The organism is Achromobacter sp. CSND-B12 (assembly GCF_052906545.1).
Genome location: NZ_JBREGJ010000001.1, coordinates 2,586,438 through 2,605,323, shown reverse-complemented (window position 1 = coordinate 2,605,323; position 18,886 = coordinate 2,586,438). Strand labels below are relative to the sequence as shown.

Below are 18,886 nucleotides of genomic sequence, written 5' to 3'. Positions count from 1 at the left end.
GCGGGCGGGCGGAGTCGGGCAGGCGGGCGGACATGGCGGCCGGCCTCAGATCGGGGCGACGCCCAGCGTCGTGCCGCCGCAGACGTACAGCATCTGGCCGGTGACGAAGCCGTTGTCGGGCGACAGGAAGAACATGGCGGCGCGCGCCACGTCCTCGGGCGTGCCCAGGCGCTTGACCACGATGCTGTTGATGATGCGCTCGGTCTGCGGCGCGCCGGCGGGGTTGCTCTTGGTGAACAGGTCCGTGGCGATGGGGCCGGGGCCGATGGCGTTGACGGTGATGCCGTCGCCGCCCAGTTCCATCGCCAGCGTGCGCGTCAGGCCGACCAGCCCGGCCTTGGTGGCCGAATAGACCACGCGGTCCGGCTTGCCCAGCGCGGCGCGCGACGACATGTTGACGATGCGGCCGAAGCCGGCCGCGCGCATCGCCGGCAGCGCGGCCTGCACCAGGATCAGCGCGGTGCGCAGATGCAGGTTGACCACGTAGTCCAGGTCGGCCAGGGTGGCCGTGTCGGCGGTGCCGGGGCGCGTGGCGCCGGCGTTGTTGACCAGGCCGACGATGTCGTAGGCCGCGGTCACTTCGGCGGCCACTTCCTTGGTGCGCGCTTCGTCGGTCAGGTCGGCCTGGTACGACACCAGCCCCGTCGGCGGATGCTCGGGCAGGCGGTAGTCGATGTTGACCACCTTGTGCCCGGCATCCAGCAGCATGCGGACGATGGCGGCGCCGATCCCGGCGCTGCCGCCGGTCACCAGATACGCGGTAGGTTTGCTCATCTCAGCTCCCAATTCAGTTCTCACTGGCGGCGTTCCGAGGAACCCCGCCCCTCAACATTGCATTTCCCCCAGCGGGGACACCGCCAGATCCGGCTTTGCCGGTCTGCAGGTGTCGCCCCCTTGGGGGGCGCGCGCAGCGCGTAGGGGGGGGCCCTCTTAATGGGTCAAATAGCCCCACGCCAGCACGGCGGTGATGTGGATCACGCCGACCCACAACATCATGATGACCGTATAGCCCATCACGTCGCGCAGCTTGAGCTTGGACAGCGCCAGCGCCGGCAGGATCCAGAAGGGCTGCACCAGGTCGTTCCAGGCGTTGCCCAGCATCACGGCCATGGTCGTCTGGTTGAGCGCGCTGCCGATTTCGCGGGCGGCGTCGATCATGAACGGACCCTGGATGACCCAGTGGCCGCCGGCCGAGGGCGCGAAGAAGTTGATGACGAACGAGCTGATCAGGCCCCAGAACGGCAGCGTGGCCGGCGTGGCGACGTCGACGAACACCTTGGAGATCGTGGTCACCAGGCCCGAGGCGGCCATGATGGCCATGATGCCGGCGTAGAACGGGTACTGCAGGATGATCCCGGAGATCGTCTTGATGCCTTCGGTCAGCTTGGCCACGTAGGCGGCCGGCGTGCCCAGCAGGATGATGCCCAGGAACAGGATGATGAAGTTGATCAGGTTCAGGTCGAGCGAGCCGCCATCGATGAAGTGGAAGGCGACGTAGGCCACGCCCAGCGCGCCGATCAGCAGGCTGAGGATGCGGCTGTTGTTCAGCTTGGAGGCGAGGGTGCCTTTCTCCAGCATGTCTTCGGCCGCATTGGACGCGTTGGCGTCGCGGTCGATGGCCGGGTCCACTTCGACGATCTTCTCGCCCTTCTTCGGATGCAGCCAGGCGTTCAGCAGCGGCAGCGTCACGATGATCACCAGGCTGGTGATCAGCATCGGCACCGAGAAGATGGTTTCCGTCAGCGGGATGATGCCCATCTGCTTGGCGGTGGGGTGGCCGGGGGTGGCCACCAGCACCGGGATGCTGGCCGACAGGCCCAGGCCGTACATGGTGAAACCGCTGTAGGCCGCGGCGATGATCAGCGGGTAGTGCACGCCCTTGACCTTGAGCGCCAGCTTCTTGGCGACGATGCCGCCGATGACCAGGCCGAAGCCCCAGTTCAGGTAGCTGCCGATGCCGCCCACCAGCGTGGCGACGATGATGGCGGTGTGCGGCTTGTGCACGTGGCTGACGATGCGGTTGAGCAGGCGGTCGGTCAGCGGCGCGGTGGCCAGCACGTAGCCCATGGCCAGGATCACGGCCATCTGGGTGGTGAAGGCCAGCAGGCTCCAGAAGCCCTTGCCCCAGGCGCGGGTCACGTCGCCGATGCCCTGGCCTTCGATGCCCATGGCCAGCAGCACGGTGAGCAAGGTCAGCGCGATCGCGAAGACAAAGGGATCGGGCAGATACTTGCGCATCAGCTCAGTGAAAAAAGATGCCAATTTATTCATGGTGCCTCCTACGAACTCCGGTAAGGCGTATTGCTCTTGTGTCTTGCGCCGCCGCGCGCCGGTCAGGGGCGCGTGGTGGGTGGGACGGTCGGTTTCTTTGTGTGGTTGGGCTCGTGGCCCACTGGCGCGTCGGAGGGATCGCCGCGCGCCTTATGGTGTAGGGTTTCGGTGTTGCGCTTGCCGCGTCAGGAATCGCCGGCCTTGGCGTTGAGCCACGCGGCCAGCTCGCCCAGCGCCGCGCTTTTCTCGCGCAGCACCCGTTCGCGGCGTTCGGCGCTCCAGGTGTAGAAACCCTGGCCGCTCTTGGCGCCGAGCTGGCCGTTCTCGACCTTGCTCTTGAGCAGCTCGGACGGCTCGGTGCGGTTTTCCAGGTCTTTGTAGAGATAGCTGGCGATGGCGTAGTGGACGTCGATGCCGTTCATGTCGCGCTGCTCCAGCGGACCGGACAGCGCCAGGCGGATGCCCAGGCTCCACTTGACCACTTCGTCGATGTCCTCGGCGCTGGCCACGCCCTTTTCCAGCAGCGAGATGGCTTCGCGCGCCAGGGCGTGCTGGATGCGGTTGGCGATGAAGCCGGGGATGTCCTGGCGCACCAGCACCGGGCGTTTGCCGCCCAGGCGCAGCGTCGCCATGACGCGCGCCACGGTGTCTTCCGAGGTGGCGTCGTTGCGCACCACTTCGACCAGCGGGATGACGTCGGCGGGGGTGAAGAAGTGCGTGCCGACAAAGCGGTCGCGGCGCGCGACAGCACTGGCGATGGCGTTGATCGACAGGCCCGAGGTGTTGGTGGCGAAGATGGCTTCGGGCTTGCACAGCGCATCGAGCTGCGCGAACAGGCCGCGCTTGAGCTCCAGGTTCTCGGGCACCGCCTCGATCACCAGGTCGCAGCTGGCGGCCGCGTCCAGGCCGGGCGCCATGCGGATGCGTTGCATCACGGCGTCGACCTGGCCGGGCGCGTAGACGTTCAACTGGCGTTCGATGACGGCGCGGGCGCGATCCAGGGCGCCGTCCATCGGATCGACCAGGACCACGTCCAATCCCTTCGAGGCGAAGAGCGCGGCGATGCCGCTGCCCATGGCGCCGGCGCCGATGACGGCCAGATTCTGCAGGGGAGTATCCATGAGGGTTCGCTTGCCTTACACGGCGCGCGCGGCGGGCGGCACAGGCGGAACCAGGGAACTGCGATCTGTCTCTTCCGTCGGTGTCTTCCTGTGCGCGGGCCAGAAAAATCGTTTTGTTCTATATACGAACATTTGTGCGTATATAGAATTTCTGGAAAAGATAGTACTAAAAGTTGCCGGGGGTGGACAAATGGCCTTTTTGCGGTGTTCGGCAGGTGGACAGTGCGGGGCGCCACCAGGCCGCCTGCCGGGGTCGTCGCGTTCCGCACGGAGGGCCGATTCGAGGGGATGGGGGCAAAGAAGGCGCCGGAGCGCGGGGCCCCGGCGCGGCGTTGGTCTTTCGCCTCAGCCCGAATTGCGCAACCCGGCGGCGATGCCGTTGATGGTCAGGTGGATGGCGCGTTGCACGCGTTCGTCGGCCTCGGCGGCGGGCGACTTCTGCGCCGCGCGGTGGCGGCGGATCAGGTCGACCTGCAGGTAGTTGAGCGGGTCGATGTAGGCGAAGCGCTCGCGCAGCGAGGCCTGCAGCGCGGGGTTGTCGGCCAGCAGCTCGCGCCGCGTCAGCAGCTTGAGCATGGCCAGGGTGCGGGCGTGTTCGGCGCTGATCATGCCGAAGATCTTCTCGCGCAGCGCGCGCTGCGGCACCAACTGCGCATAGCGCGCGGCGATGGCCAGGTCGGACTTGGCCAGCACCATCTCCATGTTGGACAGCAGGGTGCGGAAGGCGGGCCAGTCGCGCGCCATTTCGCGCAACTGGGCCAGGCGGCCGCGCTGCGAGCGCGGCGCCCCCGGCGCGCCGGTCTCCAGATAGGCCTCGATGGCCGAGCCCATGCCGTACCAGCCGGTCAGCATCAGGCGGCATTGGGCCCAGGAAAACCCCCAGGGGATGGCGCGCAGGTCTTCGATGCGCTGGCCCTTCTTGCGCGAGGCCGGGCGCGAGCCGATGTTCAGGCCGGCGATCTCGGCGATGGGCGTGGCGGCGAAGAAGTACTCGGCAAAGCGCGGCGTGTCATACACCAGGCCGCGGTAGCTGCGCTGCGCGGTCTCGGACATGAACGACATGGCCGGGCCGTGCTGCGCCATGTGCGCGTCTTCCGCGCTGGTGGCCTCGGCGCGCGGCGCCAGGCTGGATTCGAGCGTGGCGGCGACCAGCAGCTCCAGGTGCCAGCGGCCGACCTCGGCGTCCTTGTACTTGCTCTGGATGACCTCGCCCTGTTCGGTCAGGCGGATCTGGCCGGCCACCGTGCCCGGCGGCTGCGCCAGGATGGCGTCGAAGCTGGAGCCGCCGCCGCGGCCCACCGAGCCGCCGCGTCCATGGAACAGGCGCAGGCGCACGTGGCGGCTGGAGAAGACGTCCACCAGCGCGCGCTCGGCCTGGTACAGCGACCAGTTGGAGGTGAGGAAACCGCCGTCCTTGTTGCTGTCGGAATAACCCAGCATGACTTCCTGGGCGCCGTTCTGGGCGCGCTTCACGCGCTCGCGGATCTCGGGCAGGTCGAGCCAGGCGGCCATGATGTCGGCGCCGCGCTGCAAGTCGGGAATGGTCTCGAACAACGGCACCACCATCAGGCCGTCTTCCGGCGGGATGTCCTGGCCGGCGGGCGCGATCAGGCCCGCTTCCTTCTGCAGCACCATCACTTCCAGCAGGTCGCTGAGGGTTTCGGTGTGCGAGACGATGGTCTGGCGCACGGCCTGCCTGCCATAGCGCTGGCGGCCGGCGGCGGCGGCGCGCAGCACCGCGAGTTCGCGCGTGGTGTCCTCGCTGTAGGCGATCCAGGGCGAGGCCAGCGGCCGCGCCTGCGCCAGTTCGGCGCGCAGCAGGGCCACGCGCGCGTCCTCGTCCAGCGCCAGATAGTCCAGCGGCTGGCCCGCGTGCGTGACGCCGGCGCGGCTGAACAATTCGGCCAGCGCGCGCTCGTGCACGTCGGAACTCTGGCGCAGGTCGACCGTGGCGAGGTGGAAACCGAACACTTCGACCGCCTGCTGCAAGCCGGCCAGCCGCAGCCGGCCGATGGGCGCGCCATGATGCGCGGCCAGCGACGCGGCGATGATGGCCAGGTCGGCCGACAATTCCTGCGGCGTGTCGTAGGGTTGCGCCGCGACGGTGCTGCGGCGGGCCAGGTTCTGGCCGGTCAGGCGCAGCGCGGTGGCGGCCAGGCGCGCATAGACGCCGACCAGCGCGCGGCGGTAGGGCTCGTCGCTGCGATGCGGCGAGTCGTCGCCGCTGTGTTCGGCCAGCGCCAGCAGCGCCGGGTCGACCGCGATCAGCAGCGTGGTGATGGACAGTTCGGCGCCCAGCGCGTGGACTTCCTGCAGATAGTGCTCGAACAGCACCGTGGCCTGGCGCAGCAGGGCCCGCTCCAGCGTGTCGGCGTCGACGTTGGGGTTGCCGTCGCGGTCGCCGCCGATCCAGCTGCCCATGCGCAGGAACGGCTCCAGCGGCGCGGGCGGGGCGCCGAAGGGCTTGGCGTCGCGGTTGAGCAGCTTGGACAGGTCGCCGTAGACGCGCGGGATGACCTGCAGGAAGGTGCTGCGGTAGTACGACAGCGCGTTCTCGATTTCGTCGGCCACCGTCAGGCGGGTGTAGCGCAGCATGCGCGTCTGCCACAGCGTGGCCACGCGGCCGAGCAGCGCGGCGTCGAGCTCGGCCAGTTCCTCGGGAGTCAGGGGTTGGTCGCGCTGGGTCAATGCCGCGGCGATCTCGCGATGCACGTCCAGCGTGCTCTTGCGCTGCACCTCGGTGGGGTGGGCGGTCAGCACCGGCATGACGCAGGCCTCGGCCAGCAGGCGGCGGATGCGCGCGGGCGTCACGCCCTGGCGGCCCAGGGTCTGCACGGCATCGTGCAGGCTGCCGCGGGCCGGCGCGTCGCCCGCCAGCGCGCGGGCGCGCTGGCTGCGGTTCTGGTCGCGGTCCTCGGCGATGTTGGACAGGTGCAGGAAATAGCTGAAGGCGCGCGCCACCGAGTTGGGGTCGCTGCCCTGCAGGTGCTTGACGCGCTGTTCCAGCAGCTTGCCGTCGGCGGCATTGCCTTCGCGGCGGAATTTGACGGCGGTGCGGCGCAGGGTCTCGATGGTGTCGAAGACGCGTTTGCCTTCGCATTCGGCGATGACTTCGCCGAGCAATCGGCCTAACAGCCGGATATCGTGACGCAAGGGTTCTGCTGAATCGGACTGCGGGCGGCTGGCATTCATCGGGCGGGAGATCCGTCGGGCTGCTGGAAAAGGGGAAGGGTCAGGTGATGCGCACTGCGGGTAAACCGTAAACGAGAACGGCACCGATTTTACGCAGGCTTCCTTACGGGGAAGACGGCCAGCTGCGGTAAAGTCTGGCCTATCCCTTAGTCTTTGCAGAAACCCCCTTTTATGCTGAATCACCAACGTCGCGCGCTCGTGCTGTTTTCGGGCGGACAGGATTCCACCACCTGCCTGGCCTGGGCGCTGGACCGCTATGCCCATGTGGAAACCGTGGCGTTCGATTACGGCCAGCGCCACCGCATCGAGCTGGATGCGCGCCTGAATGTGCTGCGCGACATCCGCGCGCGTTTTCCGCAATGGGCGCCGCGACTGGGCGAAGACCATCTGCTGGACCTGAAGGTGCTGGGCCAGGTGGGCGACACCGCCATGACCAGCGACCGCGCCATCGAGATGCAGGCCAATGGCCTGCCCAACACCTTCGTGCCCGGCCGCAACCTGCTGTTCCTGACGCTGGCGGCCGCGCTGGGCTACCGGCGTCAGCTGGACGTGCTGGTGGGCGGCATGTGCGAAACCGATTTTTCGGGCTATCCCGATTGCCGCGACGACACCATCAAGGCGCAACAGGTGGCGCTGGGGTTGGGCCTGGGCAGCCGCGTCACCATCGAGACGCCGCTGATGTGGATCGACAAATCGGAAACCTGGGCGTTGGCCAGGAGCCTGGGCGGCGACGCGCTGGTCGAGACCATCGTCGAGGAAAGCCACACCTGTTACCTGGGCGAGCGCGGCGCGCGCCATGCCTGGGGCTATGGCTGCGGCGAATGCCCGGCCTGCAAGCTGCGCCGAGCCGGCTGGGACAAATGGCAGGCGCAGGGCGGGGCCTGAGGCGTCCGCCCGTCCCTCCACCGATAACCCCTGGATTCACATTGCGCCGGCGACAGGCCGCGGCGCATTGCCGACCTGCGCCGCAATGGCGTCAGAACTCGCGCGGACGGTAGCCAGGCGCGTGTCGCTACGTTTCGCCGATCAGTGATTTTTATTTCGATATATTGAATTCCATTCATTTAAAAGTGAATGGAATTCAATTATTTTCGACTTTGCGCAGTGACGTGAACGATTGAGCGCCCTTTTTTTGCGACCCTGTTCCCGGTATGGAGATGCAAACAAACATTTCAATACCGTTCGATGGAAAGCGGTTTCACTCAGGGCTCAATCATCATGAATCGGTCGCGCATTATCCTTATTTTCGACAACGAATTCGCCAAGCAGGGCATCTCCGATTCGCTCGAGCAGATCGGTTTCGTCCTGAATCCCGTATCGCTCCAGGAACCGGCGCCGGCGTGCCAGGCCGGCGAAATCCAGGTGCACCTGTGCCTGCCGCGAGATCTGGACATCACCATCGGCCAGTTGCGCGCGCGCTTCGCCCATTCCACGATCATCGCCATCCGCCACATCGAAAGCCCGGCGGTGCGGATCAATGCGCTGCTGGCCGGCGCCGACAGCTGCTATGGCGCCAACATCAGCTATAGCGAAGTGGCGGCCGCGATCCAGTCGGCGCAACGCAAACTGACCCTGTGCCAACCGCCCGCGGCGGTCGCGCCGCGGCGGCCGGACGCGCCGCCCGATCCCGCCGCGGCCGAAAAAAGCTGGCGGCTGTGCGACAACGAATGGACGCTGGTCTCGCCCGCGGGGCCGGGCGTCAGCCTCACGCCCATGGAGCGCGCGGTGCTCAAAGGCATGCACGCGCATGCCGAACGGCTCATCCGCCGCGCCGATTTCGCGGTCGCCAGCCTGGATATCCCCGGCAACGGCCGCGCGCTGGACCTGGTCATCAGCCGCCTCAAGCGCAAGGGCGCGGCCGCCGGGCTGAGCATTCCGATCCGCAGCTTGCGCGGCAAGGGGTATTCGTTCTCCGCCGCGTTGGCGCAGGATAGCGCCGCCGGCGACGGCCGCGAACCGGCGGCGCCCCGGAAAGAGGGTGGGCCCGTCTCGCCGTTGCTGGCCGCGATCCAAGGGGACCGGCTGCAATTCCACTACCAGCCCATCGTCGCCGCTTCGGACCTGGAGATCGTGGGCGCCGAGGCGCTGTTGCGGTGGCGGGCGGCCGGCGGCGAAACGCTGGGCATCGACGGCCTGTTGCGCGAGGCCGGGGCGCCCGAGGTCGCGCAAGCCCTGATCAGCTGGGGCATTCGCACCATTGCGAGCGACCAGGCGCGCTGGCGGCAGGCTGCGCGCGGCTGCGGACCGGCGGTCAATATCAATATCTCGCCCCAGAGCTTTGCCCGCCGTGACGTCGTCGGCGTGATCCTGCGCGATATCGCCGTGTGTGGACTGGCGCCGCGCGATATCCGCATCGAACTTACCGAAGAGGCGGCCTTGCACGCGGCCAGCGCGGACATCCGTTGCATGCTGGAGGAGTTCACCAGCCGCGGCATCCAGGTGTGGCTGGACGATTTCGGCAAGGGCTACAACAACCTCGAATGGCTGTCGACGCTGCCGCTGGCGGGCTTGAAACTCGACAAGTCCATCGTCTGGAGCGCGGCGCGGCAGGCCGATGCGCAGAAAGTGCTGGCCTCGATCTGCCAGCTGGCGCGGGATCTGGATATCGTCACCGTGGCCGAAGGGGTAGAAACCGAGGCGCATTGCCGGGCCGCGCGGGAAGCCGGCTGCGACCTGTTGCAGGGCTTCCTGTTCTTCAGGCCCGGCACCGCCGACGAACTGGCCACCGCGTTGAACGCGCAATGCCAGCGCCGTGACGACGTGGCCTGGGCGCGCGACCGCGGTGCGCCCGCCACGGCGGTCCGCGACGGCGGCGCGCCGTTCAGCCCCGTGCCCGGGCAATGAAGCGCCACCGCAGCGCCAATGCGGCGGCCAGGATGGCGCCGGCCAGGCCGGCGGACATGCCCATCGCGGCATGCGCCCCATGCCGTTGCACGACGTACGCGTACGCCACCGGCGCGGCGGCCGTCAGCAGGAAGCTGGGCATCAGCAGGGCGCCGGTCACCGCGCCGTAACTGCGGAAGTCGAACAGTGCCAGCGGCAGCGTGCCGCGCGTGATGGTCAGCAGGCCGTTGCAGGCACCGTACAGCGAGGCATAGGCGGCCAGGGCGGCGAGATGGCCGCCGGAGAACAGCGCCAGCATGAAGCCTAGCGGCAGCAGGGCGGCCACCGCCAGGGTCAGGGTCAGCGGATGCAGGCGAGATCCCAGCGCGACATCGGCCAGCCGCGAGGCGAACTGGCCAATGCCCCATAGCGCGGCGACGTTGACGGCCAGGGCCTTGGCCAGGCCAAGGCCGGACAGCAGGGGGATCAGGTGGGCGGCGTTGCCGGCCGCCAGGAAGTTGGTCAGCATGGCGATCGTGGCATACAGCGTGCCAGCCAGGCGACGCTCGCGGGCATTGCGCGCCAGGCCGGCTCCGCCCTGGCCGGATGCCTGCGCCGGAGCGGCGTAGCGCGTGCGCGGCAGCGCCAGGTACAACGGCAGCGTCGCCAGCGCCAGCGCGGCGTACGCCAGCACCGCGCCGCGCCAGCCCAGCCAATCCGACAGCGCATGGCCCACCGGCCACATCACCGTCGAGGCGAGTCCGCCGAACAGGGTGATCTGCGACATCGGCCGGCGCGCGGCGGGACCCGCGGCGCGCGCCAGCGAAGCGAAGGCGGCGTCATACAGGCACAGCCGCATGCCCAGGCCCAACAGCGTCCAGGCGGCGAAGTACGCTACCGGGCCGTGCGCGGCGGCCAGCAGGATGCAGCCGGCCGCGGCCACGACGGCGCCGGTCGGCATGATGCGGTGGCCGCCCCAGCGGTCCACCGCCCGGCCAGCCAGCGGCGAAACCAGCGCCATGACGACGATGGCACAGGAGAAGCCGCCATAGATGGTGGCGGGGTTCCAGCCCAGGTCGGCGGCCATGTCCGGTCCAAGCGCGCCGATCAGGTAGAACGTCACGCCCCAGCCGACCAGTTGGGTCAGGCCCAGGCAGACCACCGCGCGGGCGGCGATCACGGGCGTTGCGGCGGCGTGCCGTCGCCTTCGCCAAGCGCGCGCTGCATCAGCACGGTGTCGCGCCATTCGCCATGCTTGTGACCCACCGAGCGCAGCGTGCCGACCGGATGGAAGCCCTGGCGCGCATGCACCGCGAGCGAGGCGGCGTTGCGGCTGTCGCCCACCACCGCCAGCATCTGCCGCCAGCCGGCCGCGGTGCAGCGTTCGACCAGCGTCGCCAGCAACCTGCCGCCGATGCCCTGGCCGGCGCGGCCGGCCTTGACGTAGACCGAATCCTCGACGGTGTGGCGGTAGGCGGGACGCGGACGATAGGGGGTCACGTAGGCATAGCCCACGACTTCGCCGTCGATTTCGGCCACCAGGTAGGGCATGTCCTTTTCCAGCACGGCGGCGCGCCGCTGGCGCATTTCCTGGATCGACGGCGGGTCCAGTTCGAACGACGCGGTGCCGTGCTGCACGTGATGCGCGTAGATGGATTTGATCGCGGGCAGGTCGGCGTCGACGCTGTCGCGGATCAGGATGGGAGCGGCGGAGGGCGGCATGGCGGTGTTTTCGGCGGTGGGGGATCGATGGAAAGCAGCCGCCAGTGTGGCGCAGCCCCATGCATAAATAAAGCTTTGGTCTGTTATGGTTTACATAAGCAAAACTTTGGATGACGGGCGGACCCATGCGCGGCCTCAATCTGGACGCCCTGCGCACGTTTGCGCAGGTGATCGAACTGGGCAGTTTTTCGGCCGCCGCCGAACGCGGCGGCATCACCCAACCCGCGGTCAGCCTGCAGGTGCGCCAGCTCGAGCGCCGCTTCGGCCTGAAGCTGGTCGAGCGGGTCGGCCGGCGCGCCGGTCCCACCGCCGCCGGACTGGAACTGCTGACCCACATCCGCGCCATCGACGCGGCGCTGGCGCAGGCCGAGCAGGCCATGACCGCGCATGCTTCACAGGTGACGGGCCGCGTGCGGCTGGGCACCGGCGCCACCGCCTGCACCTACCTGCTGCCGCCGCTGCTGGCCGATCTGCGGCGCCGTTTTCCGGCGCTGGACGTGGTGGCCAGCACCGGCAATACCGCCGACATGCTGCGCGGGCTGGAGAACAACACGCTGGACATCGGCCTGGTGACCCTGCCCGCGCCGGGGCGCATGATCGAGGCCACGCCGGTGCTTGAAGACGAGTTCGTGGCCATCTTCCCCGCGCGGGGGCCGCTGGCGATTCCCGACGCGGTGACGCCGCAGGCGTTGGCGGCATTGCCGCTGGTGCTGTTCGAGCCGGGCGCGCGCACCCGCCGCCTGGTGGACGACTGGTTCGAAGAGGCCGGAGTGGCGGTCAAGCCGGTCATGGAGCTGGGCAGCACCGAGGCCATGAAGGAAATCGTGGCCGCCGGCCTGGCCTGCGCGGTGCTGCCCAGGATGGCGGTGAGCGGCGCGGGCCAGCGCGGCAGCCTGGCGCTGCGTTCGCTGGCGCCGCGCCTGGCGCGCACCCTGGCGGTGGTGGTGCGCCGCGACAAGCCGCTCAGCCGCGGGCTGCGGCACCTGCAGGAGGCATTGCTGGCGCTGCGGACGTGAACGCGTAGGGGTGGAACACGTCCACCGGCAATTGGTTGCACGCCTGCACGCAGTCGCGCACGGCGGCCATGTCGGAAAAGTCCAGGCCGCTGGCGATGCCCTGCCGGTCCAGGTTCAGCGCCAACGTCACCAGATCGACGTTGCCGGTGCGTTCGCCGTTGCCGAAGAGGCAGCCTTCGACGCGGTCGGCGCCCGCCAGCACCGCCAGTTCCGCCGAGGCCACGGCGGTGCCGCGGTCGTTGTGCGGATGCACGCTCAGCACGATGCTGTCGCGCCGCGCCAGGCGGCGGTGCATCCATTCGATCTGGTCCGCGTACACGTTGGCGGTCGTACACTCCACCGTCGACGGCAGGTTGATGATCATCTTGCGGGCCGGCGTCGGTCGCCAGATGGCGCTGACCGCATCGCAGACCTCGAGCGCGAAATCCAGCTCGGCCAGGCTGAAGGTCTCGGGCGAGTATTCGTAGATCCACTCCGTCTCTGGATGCGCGTCGGCCAGCGCGCGGATCTGGCGGGTGCCGGCCAGCGCGATCTCCTTGATCTCGGCGCGGCTCATGCCGAACACGATGCGGCGCCATTGCGGCGCTATCGGGTTGTACAGGTGCACGATGGCGCGCGGCGCGCCGCGCAGCGATTCGAAGGTGCGCGCGATCAGGTCGGGCCGCGACTGGGTCAGGACCTCGATGGTGACGTCGCTGGGGATGCGGCTTTCCTCGATCAGCTTGCGCACGAAATTGAAATCCGTGTCGGACGCCGAGGGAAACGCCACTTCGATCTCTTTCAGGCCCACCGCCACCAATTGCTCGAAAAAGCGCAGCTTGCGGGCCGCGTCCATGGGCTCTATCAGCGCCTGGTTGCCGTCGCGCATGTCGGTGCTCATCCAGATCGGCGGTGCGCTCGGACGGCGCGTGGGCCACTGGCGTTCGGCGTAGTCGCGCGAAAAGGGCTGGACGGGGCGGTACTTGTGTTGGGGGTGGTCGAGCATGGAAACCTCCGGCCGCGCGGCGCGCGGCGTCTGTGGCCGCCGGTCTGCGGCGGCGGGCGGGCAAGGGAGGTGGCGAACGGACCCTTCAGAGGGGCCGTGGCTGCCGGGCGGCCACGGGGCGCAAGGCCCGGCAACCGCGCGCTAGTCGTAGCGTCGACGCGGCGGCGTGCGCGACAGGAGTGTCGAAGGGGCGGGCGGCCGGAAGGGCTGGCGCGCAGGCGCAAGCGGGGCGGGCGTCCGGGATGGCGCGCGTCGAGGTGAAGGCGTCCGATTTGCCGGCCACGTGCGCGCGCCTGCCGCACAAGGTGGCGCAGGCGGCGGTGGAACGGGGGGCGGGACGCATGATCGGGGCGCGGGCAGCAATGAAATCGAACGGGGATGCCGGCAGGATAGGTACACTGGAAAAGACCGTCTACCGCCAGCTGGACATGAATCGTCGAGAAATGGACAAACCCAAACCGCCGTCGCGCCTGGCCGGCTCGCGCAAGCCTGCCGATCTGGACCTGTTCCCATACGAATCCTCGCTGCGCCCGGTGGCCGCGCTGGCCGTGGACTACGAGGACGGGCATCGCGTGGGCCGCCACCGTCACCGCCGTTCGCAGCTGGTGTATGCGATCTCGGGCGTGATGGTGGTGGATACCGACGCCGGCATCTGGGTGGTGCCGCCCACGCGCGGCGTGTGGGTGCCGGCCTGGGTATCCCATGCCATCCGCATGAGCGGCGAGCCGCGCATGCGCACCGTGTTCGTCGAGCCGGGGGCGGCCTCGCACCTGCCCACCGAATGCTGCGTGCTGTCGATCTCGCCGTTGTTGCGCGAGCTGATGGTGGCGGCCGCGGAGGTGCCGCTGGACTGGAAGCCGGGCACCCGCGACGGCCGGCTGATGCTGCTGCTGCTGGACGAATTGAAACAGGAGCCGGTGCTGCCGCTGCACCTGCCGCAGCCGTCCGAGCCGCGCCTGGCGCGCATCTGTCGCGCCATCGTGCGCCACCCCGAGCGGCAGGCGGGCGCGGCCGACTGGGCGCGCGAATTGGGGGTGGATCCCAAGACGGTGCACCGCCTGTTCCTGCGGCATACCGGCATGACCTTCGGCCGCTGGCGCCAGCAGGCGCGCCTGCTGGCGGCGATGGAGCGGCTGGCGCGCGGCGAGCGGGTATTGGATGTGGCCCTGGACCTGGGCTATGAAAGCCCCAGCGCCTTCGCGGCCATGTTCCGCAAAGCCCTGGGCGAGCCGCCCAGCGCCTTCGCCGCGCGCGGCGCGGCGTCCGCCTGATGGCCGCCGCGCGGTCTCGGGGCGGCCTCGGAGGCGGTCCGCGGCCGCTGTGCGCCGGAACCAGCGTATTATTTACCGTTTTGCCGCCCACGCTAATCGCCTGAGACAAGATCATGCCGCACTACCGTTCCCGCACCTCGACCCACGGCCGCAACATGGCCGGCGCCCGCGCCCTGTGGCGCGCCACCGGCATGAAGGACGGAGACTTCGGCAAGCCGATCATCGCGGTGGTCAACTCGTTCACGCAGTTCGTGCCGGGCCACGTGCACCTGCGCGACCTGGGCGCGCTGGTCGCCAAGGAAATCGAGGCCGCCGGCGGCGTCGCCAAGGAATTCAACACCATCGCCGTCGATGACGGCATCGCCATGGGCCACGGCGGCATGCTGTATTCGCTGCCTTCGCGCGAACTGATCGCCGACTCGGTCGAATACATGGTCAACGCGCACTGCGCCGACGCCATGGTCTGCATCTCGAACTGCGACAAGATCACCCCGGGGATGCTGATGGCCGCGATGCGCCTGAACATCCCGGTGGTGTTCGTGTCCGGCGGCCCGATGGAAGCCGGCAAGGTCAAGTCGCCGACCGACGGCAAGGTGATCGCCAAGATCGACCTGATCGACGCCATGATCAAGGCCGCCGATCCCAACGTGTCGGACGCCGACGTGGCCGAAGTCGAACGCAGCGCGTGTCCGACCTGCGGCTCCTGTTCCGGCATGTTCACCGCCAACTCGATGAACTGCCTGACCGAGGCCATCGGCCTGGCGCTGCCGGGCAACGGCACCATCGTCGCCACGCACGCCTGGCGTAAGGGGCTGTTCGAGCAGGCCGGCCGCCTGGTGGTGGACCTGTGCCGCCGCTACTACGTCGAGGAAGACGAATCGGTCCTGCCGCGCAGCATCGCCACCAAGAGCGCGTTCCAGAACGCCATGGCGCTGGACGTGGCCATGGGCGGTTCCACCAACACCGTGCTGCACCTGCTGGCCGCGGCGCAGGAAGCCGGCGTCGACTTCACCATGGCCGACATCGACCGCATTTCGCGCAAGGTGCCGTGCCTGTGCAAGGCCGCCCCGGCCACCGACAAGTACCACATCGAAGACGTGCACCGCGCCGGTGGCATCCTGGGCATCCTGGGTGAACTGGCGCGCGCCGATCTGCTCGACTTGTCCTGCGGCAACGTGCACAGCGGCACGCTGGGCAACGCCATCGCGCAATGGGACGTGGCCGGCGGCGCCGGCGAAGCGGCGCAGAAGTTCTATCGCGCCGCGCCCGGCGGCATCCCCACCACCGTGGCCTTCAGCCAGGACGCCACCTTCCTGACACTGGACACCGACCGCAAGACCGGTTGCATCCGTAGCAAGGAAAACGCCTACTCCAAGGACGGCGGCCTGGCCGTGCTGTACGGCAACCTGGCCGAGAAGGGCTGCATCGTCAAGACCGCCGGCGTGGATGAATCGCAGTGGGTCTTCACCGGCCGCGCGCGCGTGTTCGAAAGCCAGGACGACGCCGTCGAAGGCATCCTGGGCGACAAGGTCGCGCCGGGCGACGTGGTGGTGATCCGCTACGAAGGCCCCAAGGGCGGCCCCGGCATGCAGGAAATGCTGTACCCCACGTCGTACCTGAAGTCCAAGGGCCTGGGCAAGACCTGCGCGCTGTTCACCGATGGCCGCTTCTCGGGCGGCTCGTCGGGCCTGGTGATCGGCCACGCCTCGCCCGAAGCGGCCGAGGGCGGCACCATCGGCCTGGTGGAAGACGGCGACACCATCGAGATCGACATTCCCAACCGCAAGATGCACCTGGCCGTGTCCGACGAGGAACTGGCCCGCCGCCGCGCCGCGATGAATGCGCGCGAGGATGGCGGCTGGCTGCCGGTGGATCGCGAACGCGTGGTGTCGCAGGCCCTGCAGGCCTACGCGGCGCTGGCCACCTCGGCCGACCGTGGCGCGGTGCGCGATCTGTCGCAGCTCAAGCAGAAGCGTTGATCGGCCGGCGGTCGATCCCATGGAAAAAGCGGCGCCGCGTGCGTCGCTTTTTCTTTTGTGGTCGCAGAGCCAGATAACCCTGCCGTCGGCCCGGCCACCGCGCAATCGGGGCGTCCAGGCGCTATAAAATTCCGCTACTCGTGATCCGGAGTCAAAAATGGCGCTCAATTCCGAGGCCCTGCGGTTGTTCCTGGGCGTGGTCGACGCCGGCTCGATGAGCGCCGCCGCCGAGATGCTCGGCCAGACCGCGTCCGGCGTCAGCCGCGGCCTGTCGCGCCTGGAAGAGGACCTGGGCGTGACGTTGCTGAACCGCACCACCCGGCGCATGGAACTCACGGCCGAAGGCGCGCATTTCCTGCAGAAGGCGCGCCAGATCGTGCAGTCGCTGGAAGAAGCCGAGGAATGCATGCGCATCGTCAACCAGCAGCCGGCCGGCCGCCTGCGCGTCGATGCCTCGGTGCCGGTGATGCTGCATTGCGTGGTGCCGCACGTGGCGGACTTCCGTCGGGAGTATCCGGCGATCTCGCTGGAGCTGACCAGCAACGATCGCATCGTCGACCTGATCGAGCACCGCACCGACGTGGCCCTGCGCATGGGGCCGTTGAATGATTCCACGCTGCATGCGCGGCCCATGCGGCCGCGCCCGCGCTGGCTGATGGCGAGTCCGGAATACCTCGCGCGGCGCGGCGTGCCGCGCACCGTCGAGGACCTTGCCAGCCACGAACTGCTGGGCTTCACCCAGCCCGAAAGCCTGAACGTCTGGCCGCTGCGCCACGCGGGCGGCTCCACCTACCTGGCCACGCCCACGCTGGCCACTTCCAGCGGCGAGACCCAGCGGCACCTGGCGCTGCGCGGCGTGGGCATCGCCTGCCTGTCGGACTTCGTGTCGCGCGACGACCTGCGCGAAGGGCGGCTGGTGCGCATCATGGAAGACCTGCACACCGACTACCTGCAGCCGATGCACGCGGTGTACTACCGCAATACGCAGCTGTCGCGGCGTATTGCGTGCTTCCTGGATTTCTTCGCCAGCCGGTTGTGAGGGCAGGGGCCTGGCGCGACCGATGACGGTCCGCGCCAAACCCCTGAGCGCTGCAACGCGCTTTAGCCGTGCAGCGCCCGGCCGAAAGCCGCCAGCACCGATTCGTGCAGCGTTTCCGACAGCGTCGGATGCGCGAACACGGTGTGCATCAGGTCTTCCTCGGTGGCTTCCAGCGCCGCCGCCACGCCGTAGCCGGCGATCAGCTCTGACGCCTCCGGGTGGATGATGTGCGCGCCCAGCAGCTCGCCGGTGCCGGCATCGAACACCGTCTTCACCAACCCCTGGTCTTCGCCCATGGCAATCGCCTTGCCGTTGCCGACGAAGGTGAATCTGCCGACGCGGATCTCGCCGTCCGTCGCCTTGGCGTGCTCGCGGGCGCGGGCCTCGGTCATGCCGATGCTGGCGACCTGCGGATGCGAATACGTGCACGCGGGAATGCGCAGCGGATCGAGCGCGTGCACCGGCAGGCCGGCGATGGCTTCCACGCACAGCACCGCCTCGTGGCTGGCCTTGTGCGCCAGCCACGGCGCGCCGGCCACGTCGCCGATGGCGTAGACGCCCGGTTCGGCGGTGCGGCACAGGCCGTCGGTGACGATGTGGGTCTTCTCCACTTTCACGCGGGTCTGCTCCAGGCCCAGGTTCTCGACGTTGCCGACAATGCCGGCCGCGACGATGACGCGCTCGACCTCCAGTTCGATCTGCTTGCCCTGTTGCTCCAGCACGGCCTTGACGCCGGTGGCCGTCGGGCTGGAAGACTTGACCGCGCACTGCGTCAGCACGCGGATGCCCTGCTTTTCGAAGGCCTTGCGCGCCAGCGCGGAGATCTCGGCGTCTTCTTGCGGCAGGATCTCGGCCGTCATGTCGATCAGCGTCACCTCCGCGCCGACCGCGCGGTAGAAGCTGGCGAACTCGGCGCCGATCGCGCCAGCGCCCACCACCAGCAGCGACTTGGGCAGCGCCGGCGGCGTCAGCGCCTGGCGGTAAGTCCAGATCCGTTCGCCCACCGGCAGCGCCGGCAGCTCGCGCGCCCGCGCGCCGGTGGCCAGGATGATGTGGCGGGCCGACAGCGTGGCGCCGTTGTCGAGCGCGACGCGGCCGCTGCCGGCCAGTTTGGCGCTGGCGGCAAAGACCGTGACGCCGTTCTTCTTCATCAGGTGCGTCACGCCCTGGCCCAGGCGGCCGGCGACCTTGCGCGAGCGCGCCACCATCGCGGCCAGGTCGGGTTGGGCCGCGCCGGCGCCGGTCACGCCGTACTGGTCGGCCTCGCGGCAGGCGCGCAGCACGGTGGCGCTGTGCAGCAGCGCCTTGGTCGGGATGCAGCCCCAGTTCAGGCAGATGCCGCCGAGTTCGGCGCGTTCCACCAGCGCGGTGGACAGGCCCAGTTGCGCCGCGCGGATGGCGGCCACGTAGCCGCCGGGGCCGCCGCCCACCACCACCAGGTCAAACGAAGTCTTGGTCATGGCGGGG

14 protein-coding genes are annotated in these 18,886 nt (G+C 68.9%); 6 read left to right on the top strand and 8 right to left on the bottom strand.

Annotation, left to right across the window (positions count from 1 at the left end; translation table 11 throughout):
• Positions 1–45 precede the first annotated feature (45 nt).
• The 4 genes from ACUTAG_RS12150 to ppc form a co-directional block, all read right to left on the bottom strand.
• Positions 46–774, bottom strand: coding sequence for an SDR family NAD(P)-dependent oxidoreductase (locus ACUTAG_RS12150; RefSeq protein ID WP_006390042.1), 729 nt, complete (start codon positions 772–774; stop codon positions 46–48).
• 156 nt (positions 775–930) lie between these two features.
• A complete protein-coding gene (locus ACUTAG_RS12145) occupies positions 931–2,271 on the bottom strand; it encodes a short-chain fatty acid transporter (protein ID WP_006390043.1) in 1,341 nt (446 codons plus the stop codon).
• Between the two features lie 185 nt (positions 2,272–2,456).
• On the bottom strand, positions 2,457–3,392 hold the full coding sequence (locus ACUTAG_RS12140; RefSeq protein WP_148317342.1) for a 3-hydroxyacyl-CoA dehydrogenase family protein: 936 nt from the start codon (positions 3,390–3,392) through the stop codon (positions 2,457–2,459).
• 345 nt (positions 3,393–3,737) lie between these two features.
• Positions 3,738–6,584, bottom strand: a complete 2,847-nt coding sequence (gene ppc, locus ACUTAG_RS12135; RefSeq protein WP_024070573.1) for a phosphoenolpyruvate carboxylase — start codon at positions 6,582–6,584, stop codon at positions 3,738–3,740.
• A 171-nt stretch (positions 6,585–6,755) separates the two neighbouring features.
• Between ppc and queC the strand changes: the two genes are divergently transcribed.
• Complete coding sequence (gene queC, locus ACUTAG_RS12130; protein ID WP_006390049.1) at positions 6,756–7,469, top strand: 7-cyano-7-deazaguanine synthase QueC; 714 nt, start codon at positions 6,756–6,758, stop codon at positions 7,467–7,469.
• A 333-nt stretch (positions 7,470–7,802) separates the two neighbouring features.
• Positions 7,803–9,428, top strand: a complete 1,626-nt coding sequence (locus tag ACUTAG_RS12125) for an EAL domain-containing protein (RefSeq protein ID WP_020926107.1) — start codon at positions 7,803–7,805, stop codon at positions 9,426–9,428.
• On the opposite strand, the gene ACUTAG_RS12120 is transcribed toward ACUTAG_RS12125, so the two are convergent.
• On the bottom strand, positions 9,406–10,587 hold the full coding sequence (locus ACUTAG_RS12120) for an MFS transporter (protein ID WP_020926108.1): 1,182 nt from the start codon (positions 10,585–10,587) through the stop codon (positions 9,406–9,408). The genes ACUTAG_RS12125 and ACUTAG_RS12120 overlap by 23 nt on opposite strands.
• Positions 10,584–11,129, bottom strand: coding sequence for a GNAT family N-acetyltransferase (locus ACUTAG_RS12115; RefSeq protein ID WP_006390053.1), 546 nt, complete (start codon positions 11,127–11,129; stop codon positions 10,584–10,586). The genes ACUTAG_RS12120 and ACUTAG_RS12115 overlap by 4 nt, the downstream gene beginning before the upstream one ends.
• A gap of 125 nt (positions 11,130–11,254) precedes the next feature.
• Here ACUTAG_RS12115 and ACUTAG_RS12110 point away from each other — a divergent pair, with 125 nt between their 5' ends.
• Complete coding sequence (locus ACUTAG_RS12110) at positions 11,255–12,145, top strand: LysR family transcriptional regulator (protein WP_026382245.1); 891 nt, start codon at positions 11,255–11,257, stop codon at positions 12,143–12,145.
• Here the strand turns inward: ACUTAG_RS12110 and ACUTAG_RS12105 are convergent.
• The gene (locus ACUTAG_RS12105; protein ID WP_024070568.1) at positions 12,093–13,130 is read right to left on the bottom strand and encodes a 2-isopropylmalate synthase; all 1,038 of its coding nucleotides are present in this window, start codon (positions 13,128–13,130) and stop codon (positions 12,093–12,095) included. The two genes, ACUTAG_RS12110 and ACUTAG_RS12105, sit on opposite strands and share 53 nt — an antisense overlap.
• 443 nt (positions 13,131–13,573) lie before the next feature.
• On the opposite strand from ACUTAG_RS12105, the gene ACUTAG_RS12100 reads away from it, so the two are divergent.
• The 3 genes from ACUTAG_RS12100 to ACUTAG_RS12090 all read left to right on the top strand — a co-directional run bounded on the left by ACUTAG_RS12100 (position 13,574) and on the right by ACUTAG_RS12090 (position 17,419).
• On the top strand, positions 13,574–14,401 hold the full coding sequence (locus tag ACUTAG_RS12100) for an AraC family transcriptional regulator (protein WP_049053022.1): 828 nt from the start codon (positions 13,574–13,576) through the stop codon (positions 14,399–14,401).
• Positions 14,402–14,514: 113 nt separating this feature from the next.
• On the top strand, positions 14,515–16,380 hold the full coding sequence (gene ilvD / locus ACUTAG_RS12095) for a dihydroxy-acid dehydratase (RefSeq protein WP_049053011.1): 1,866 nt from the start codon (positions 14,515–14,517) through the stop codon (positions 16,378–16,380).
• 157 nt (positions 16,381–16,537) lie between these two features.
• Complete coding sequence (locus tag ACUTAG_RS12090) at positions 16,538–17,419, top strand: LysR family transcriptional regulator (protein ID WP_024070565.1); 882 nt, start codon at positions 16,538–16,540, stop codon at positions 17,417–17,419.
• Between the two features lie 62 nt (positions 17,420–17,481).
• Here ACUTAG_RS12090 and lpdA read toward each other — a convergent pair whose 3' ends face one another.
• On the bottom strand, positions 17,482–18,879 hold the full coding sequence (lpdA, locus tag ACUTAG_RS12085) for a dihydrolipoyl dehydrogenase (protein WP_148317335.1): 1,398 nt from the start codon (positions 18,877–18,879) through the stop codon (positions 17,482–17,484).
• Positions 18,880–18,886: the final 7 nt, after the last annotated feature.

Bases quoted from the DNA above. Each gene is read 5' to 3' on its own strand.
- ACUTAG_RS12145 (WP_006390043.1), bottom strand. From the start codon at position 2,271: ATGAATAAATTGGCATCTTTTTTCACTGAGCTGATGCGCAAGTATCTG.
- ACUTAG_RS12150 (WP_006390042.1), bottom strand. From the start codon at position 774: ATGAGCAAACCTACCGCGTATCTGGTGACCGGCGGCAGCGCCGGGATC.
- ACUTAG_RS12140 (WP_148317342.1), bottom strand. From the start codon at position 3,392: ATGGATACTCCCCTGCAGAATCTGGCCGTCATCGGCGCCGGCGCCATG.
- ACUTAG_RS12125 (WP_020926107.1), top strand. From the start codon at position 7,803: ATGAATCGGTCGCGCATTATCCTTATTTTCGACAACGAATTCGCCAAG.
- ACUTAG_RS12115 (WP_006390053.1), bottom strand. From the start codon at position 11,129: ATGCCGCCCTCCGCCGCTCCCATCCTGATCCGCGACAGCGTCGACGCC.
- ACUTAG_RS12100 (WP_049053022.1), top strand. From the start codon at position 13,574: ATGGACAAACCCAAACCGCCGTCGCGCCTGGCCGGCTCGCGCAAGCCT.
- ilvD (WP_049053011.1), top strand. From the start codon at position 14,515: ATGCCGCACTACCGTTCCCGCACCTCGACCCACGGCCGCAACATGGCC.
- ppc (WP_024070573.1), bottom strand. From the start codon at position 6,584: ATGAATGCCAGCCGCCCGCAGTCCGATTCAGCAGAACCCTTGCGTCAC.
- lpdA (WP_148317335.1), bottom strand. From the start codon at position 18,879: ATGACCAAGACTTCGTTTGACCTGGTGGTGGTGGGCGGCGGCCCCGGC.
- ACUTAG_RS12105 (WP_024070568.1), bottom strand. From the start codon at position 13,130: ATGCTCGACCACCCCCAACACAAGTACCGCCCCGTCCAGCCCTTTTCG.
- ACUTAG_RS12110 (WP_026382245.1), top strand. From the start codon at position 11,255: ATGCGCGGCCTCAATCTGGACGCCCTGCGCACGTTTGCGCAGGTGATC.
- queC (WP_006390049.1), top strand. From the start codon at position 6,756: ATGCTGAATCACCAACGTCGCGCGCTCGTGCTGTTTTCGGGCGGACAG.
- ACUTAG_RS12090 (WP_024070565.1), top strand. From the start codon at position 16,538: ATGGCGCTCAATTCCGAGGCCCTGCGGTTGTTCCTGGGCGTGGTCGAC.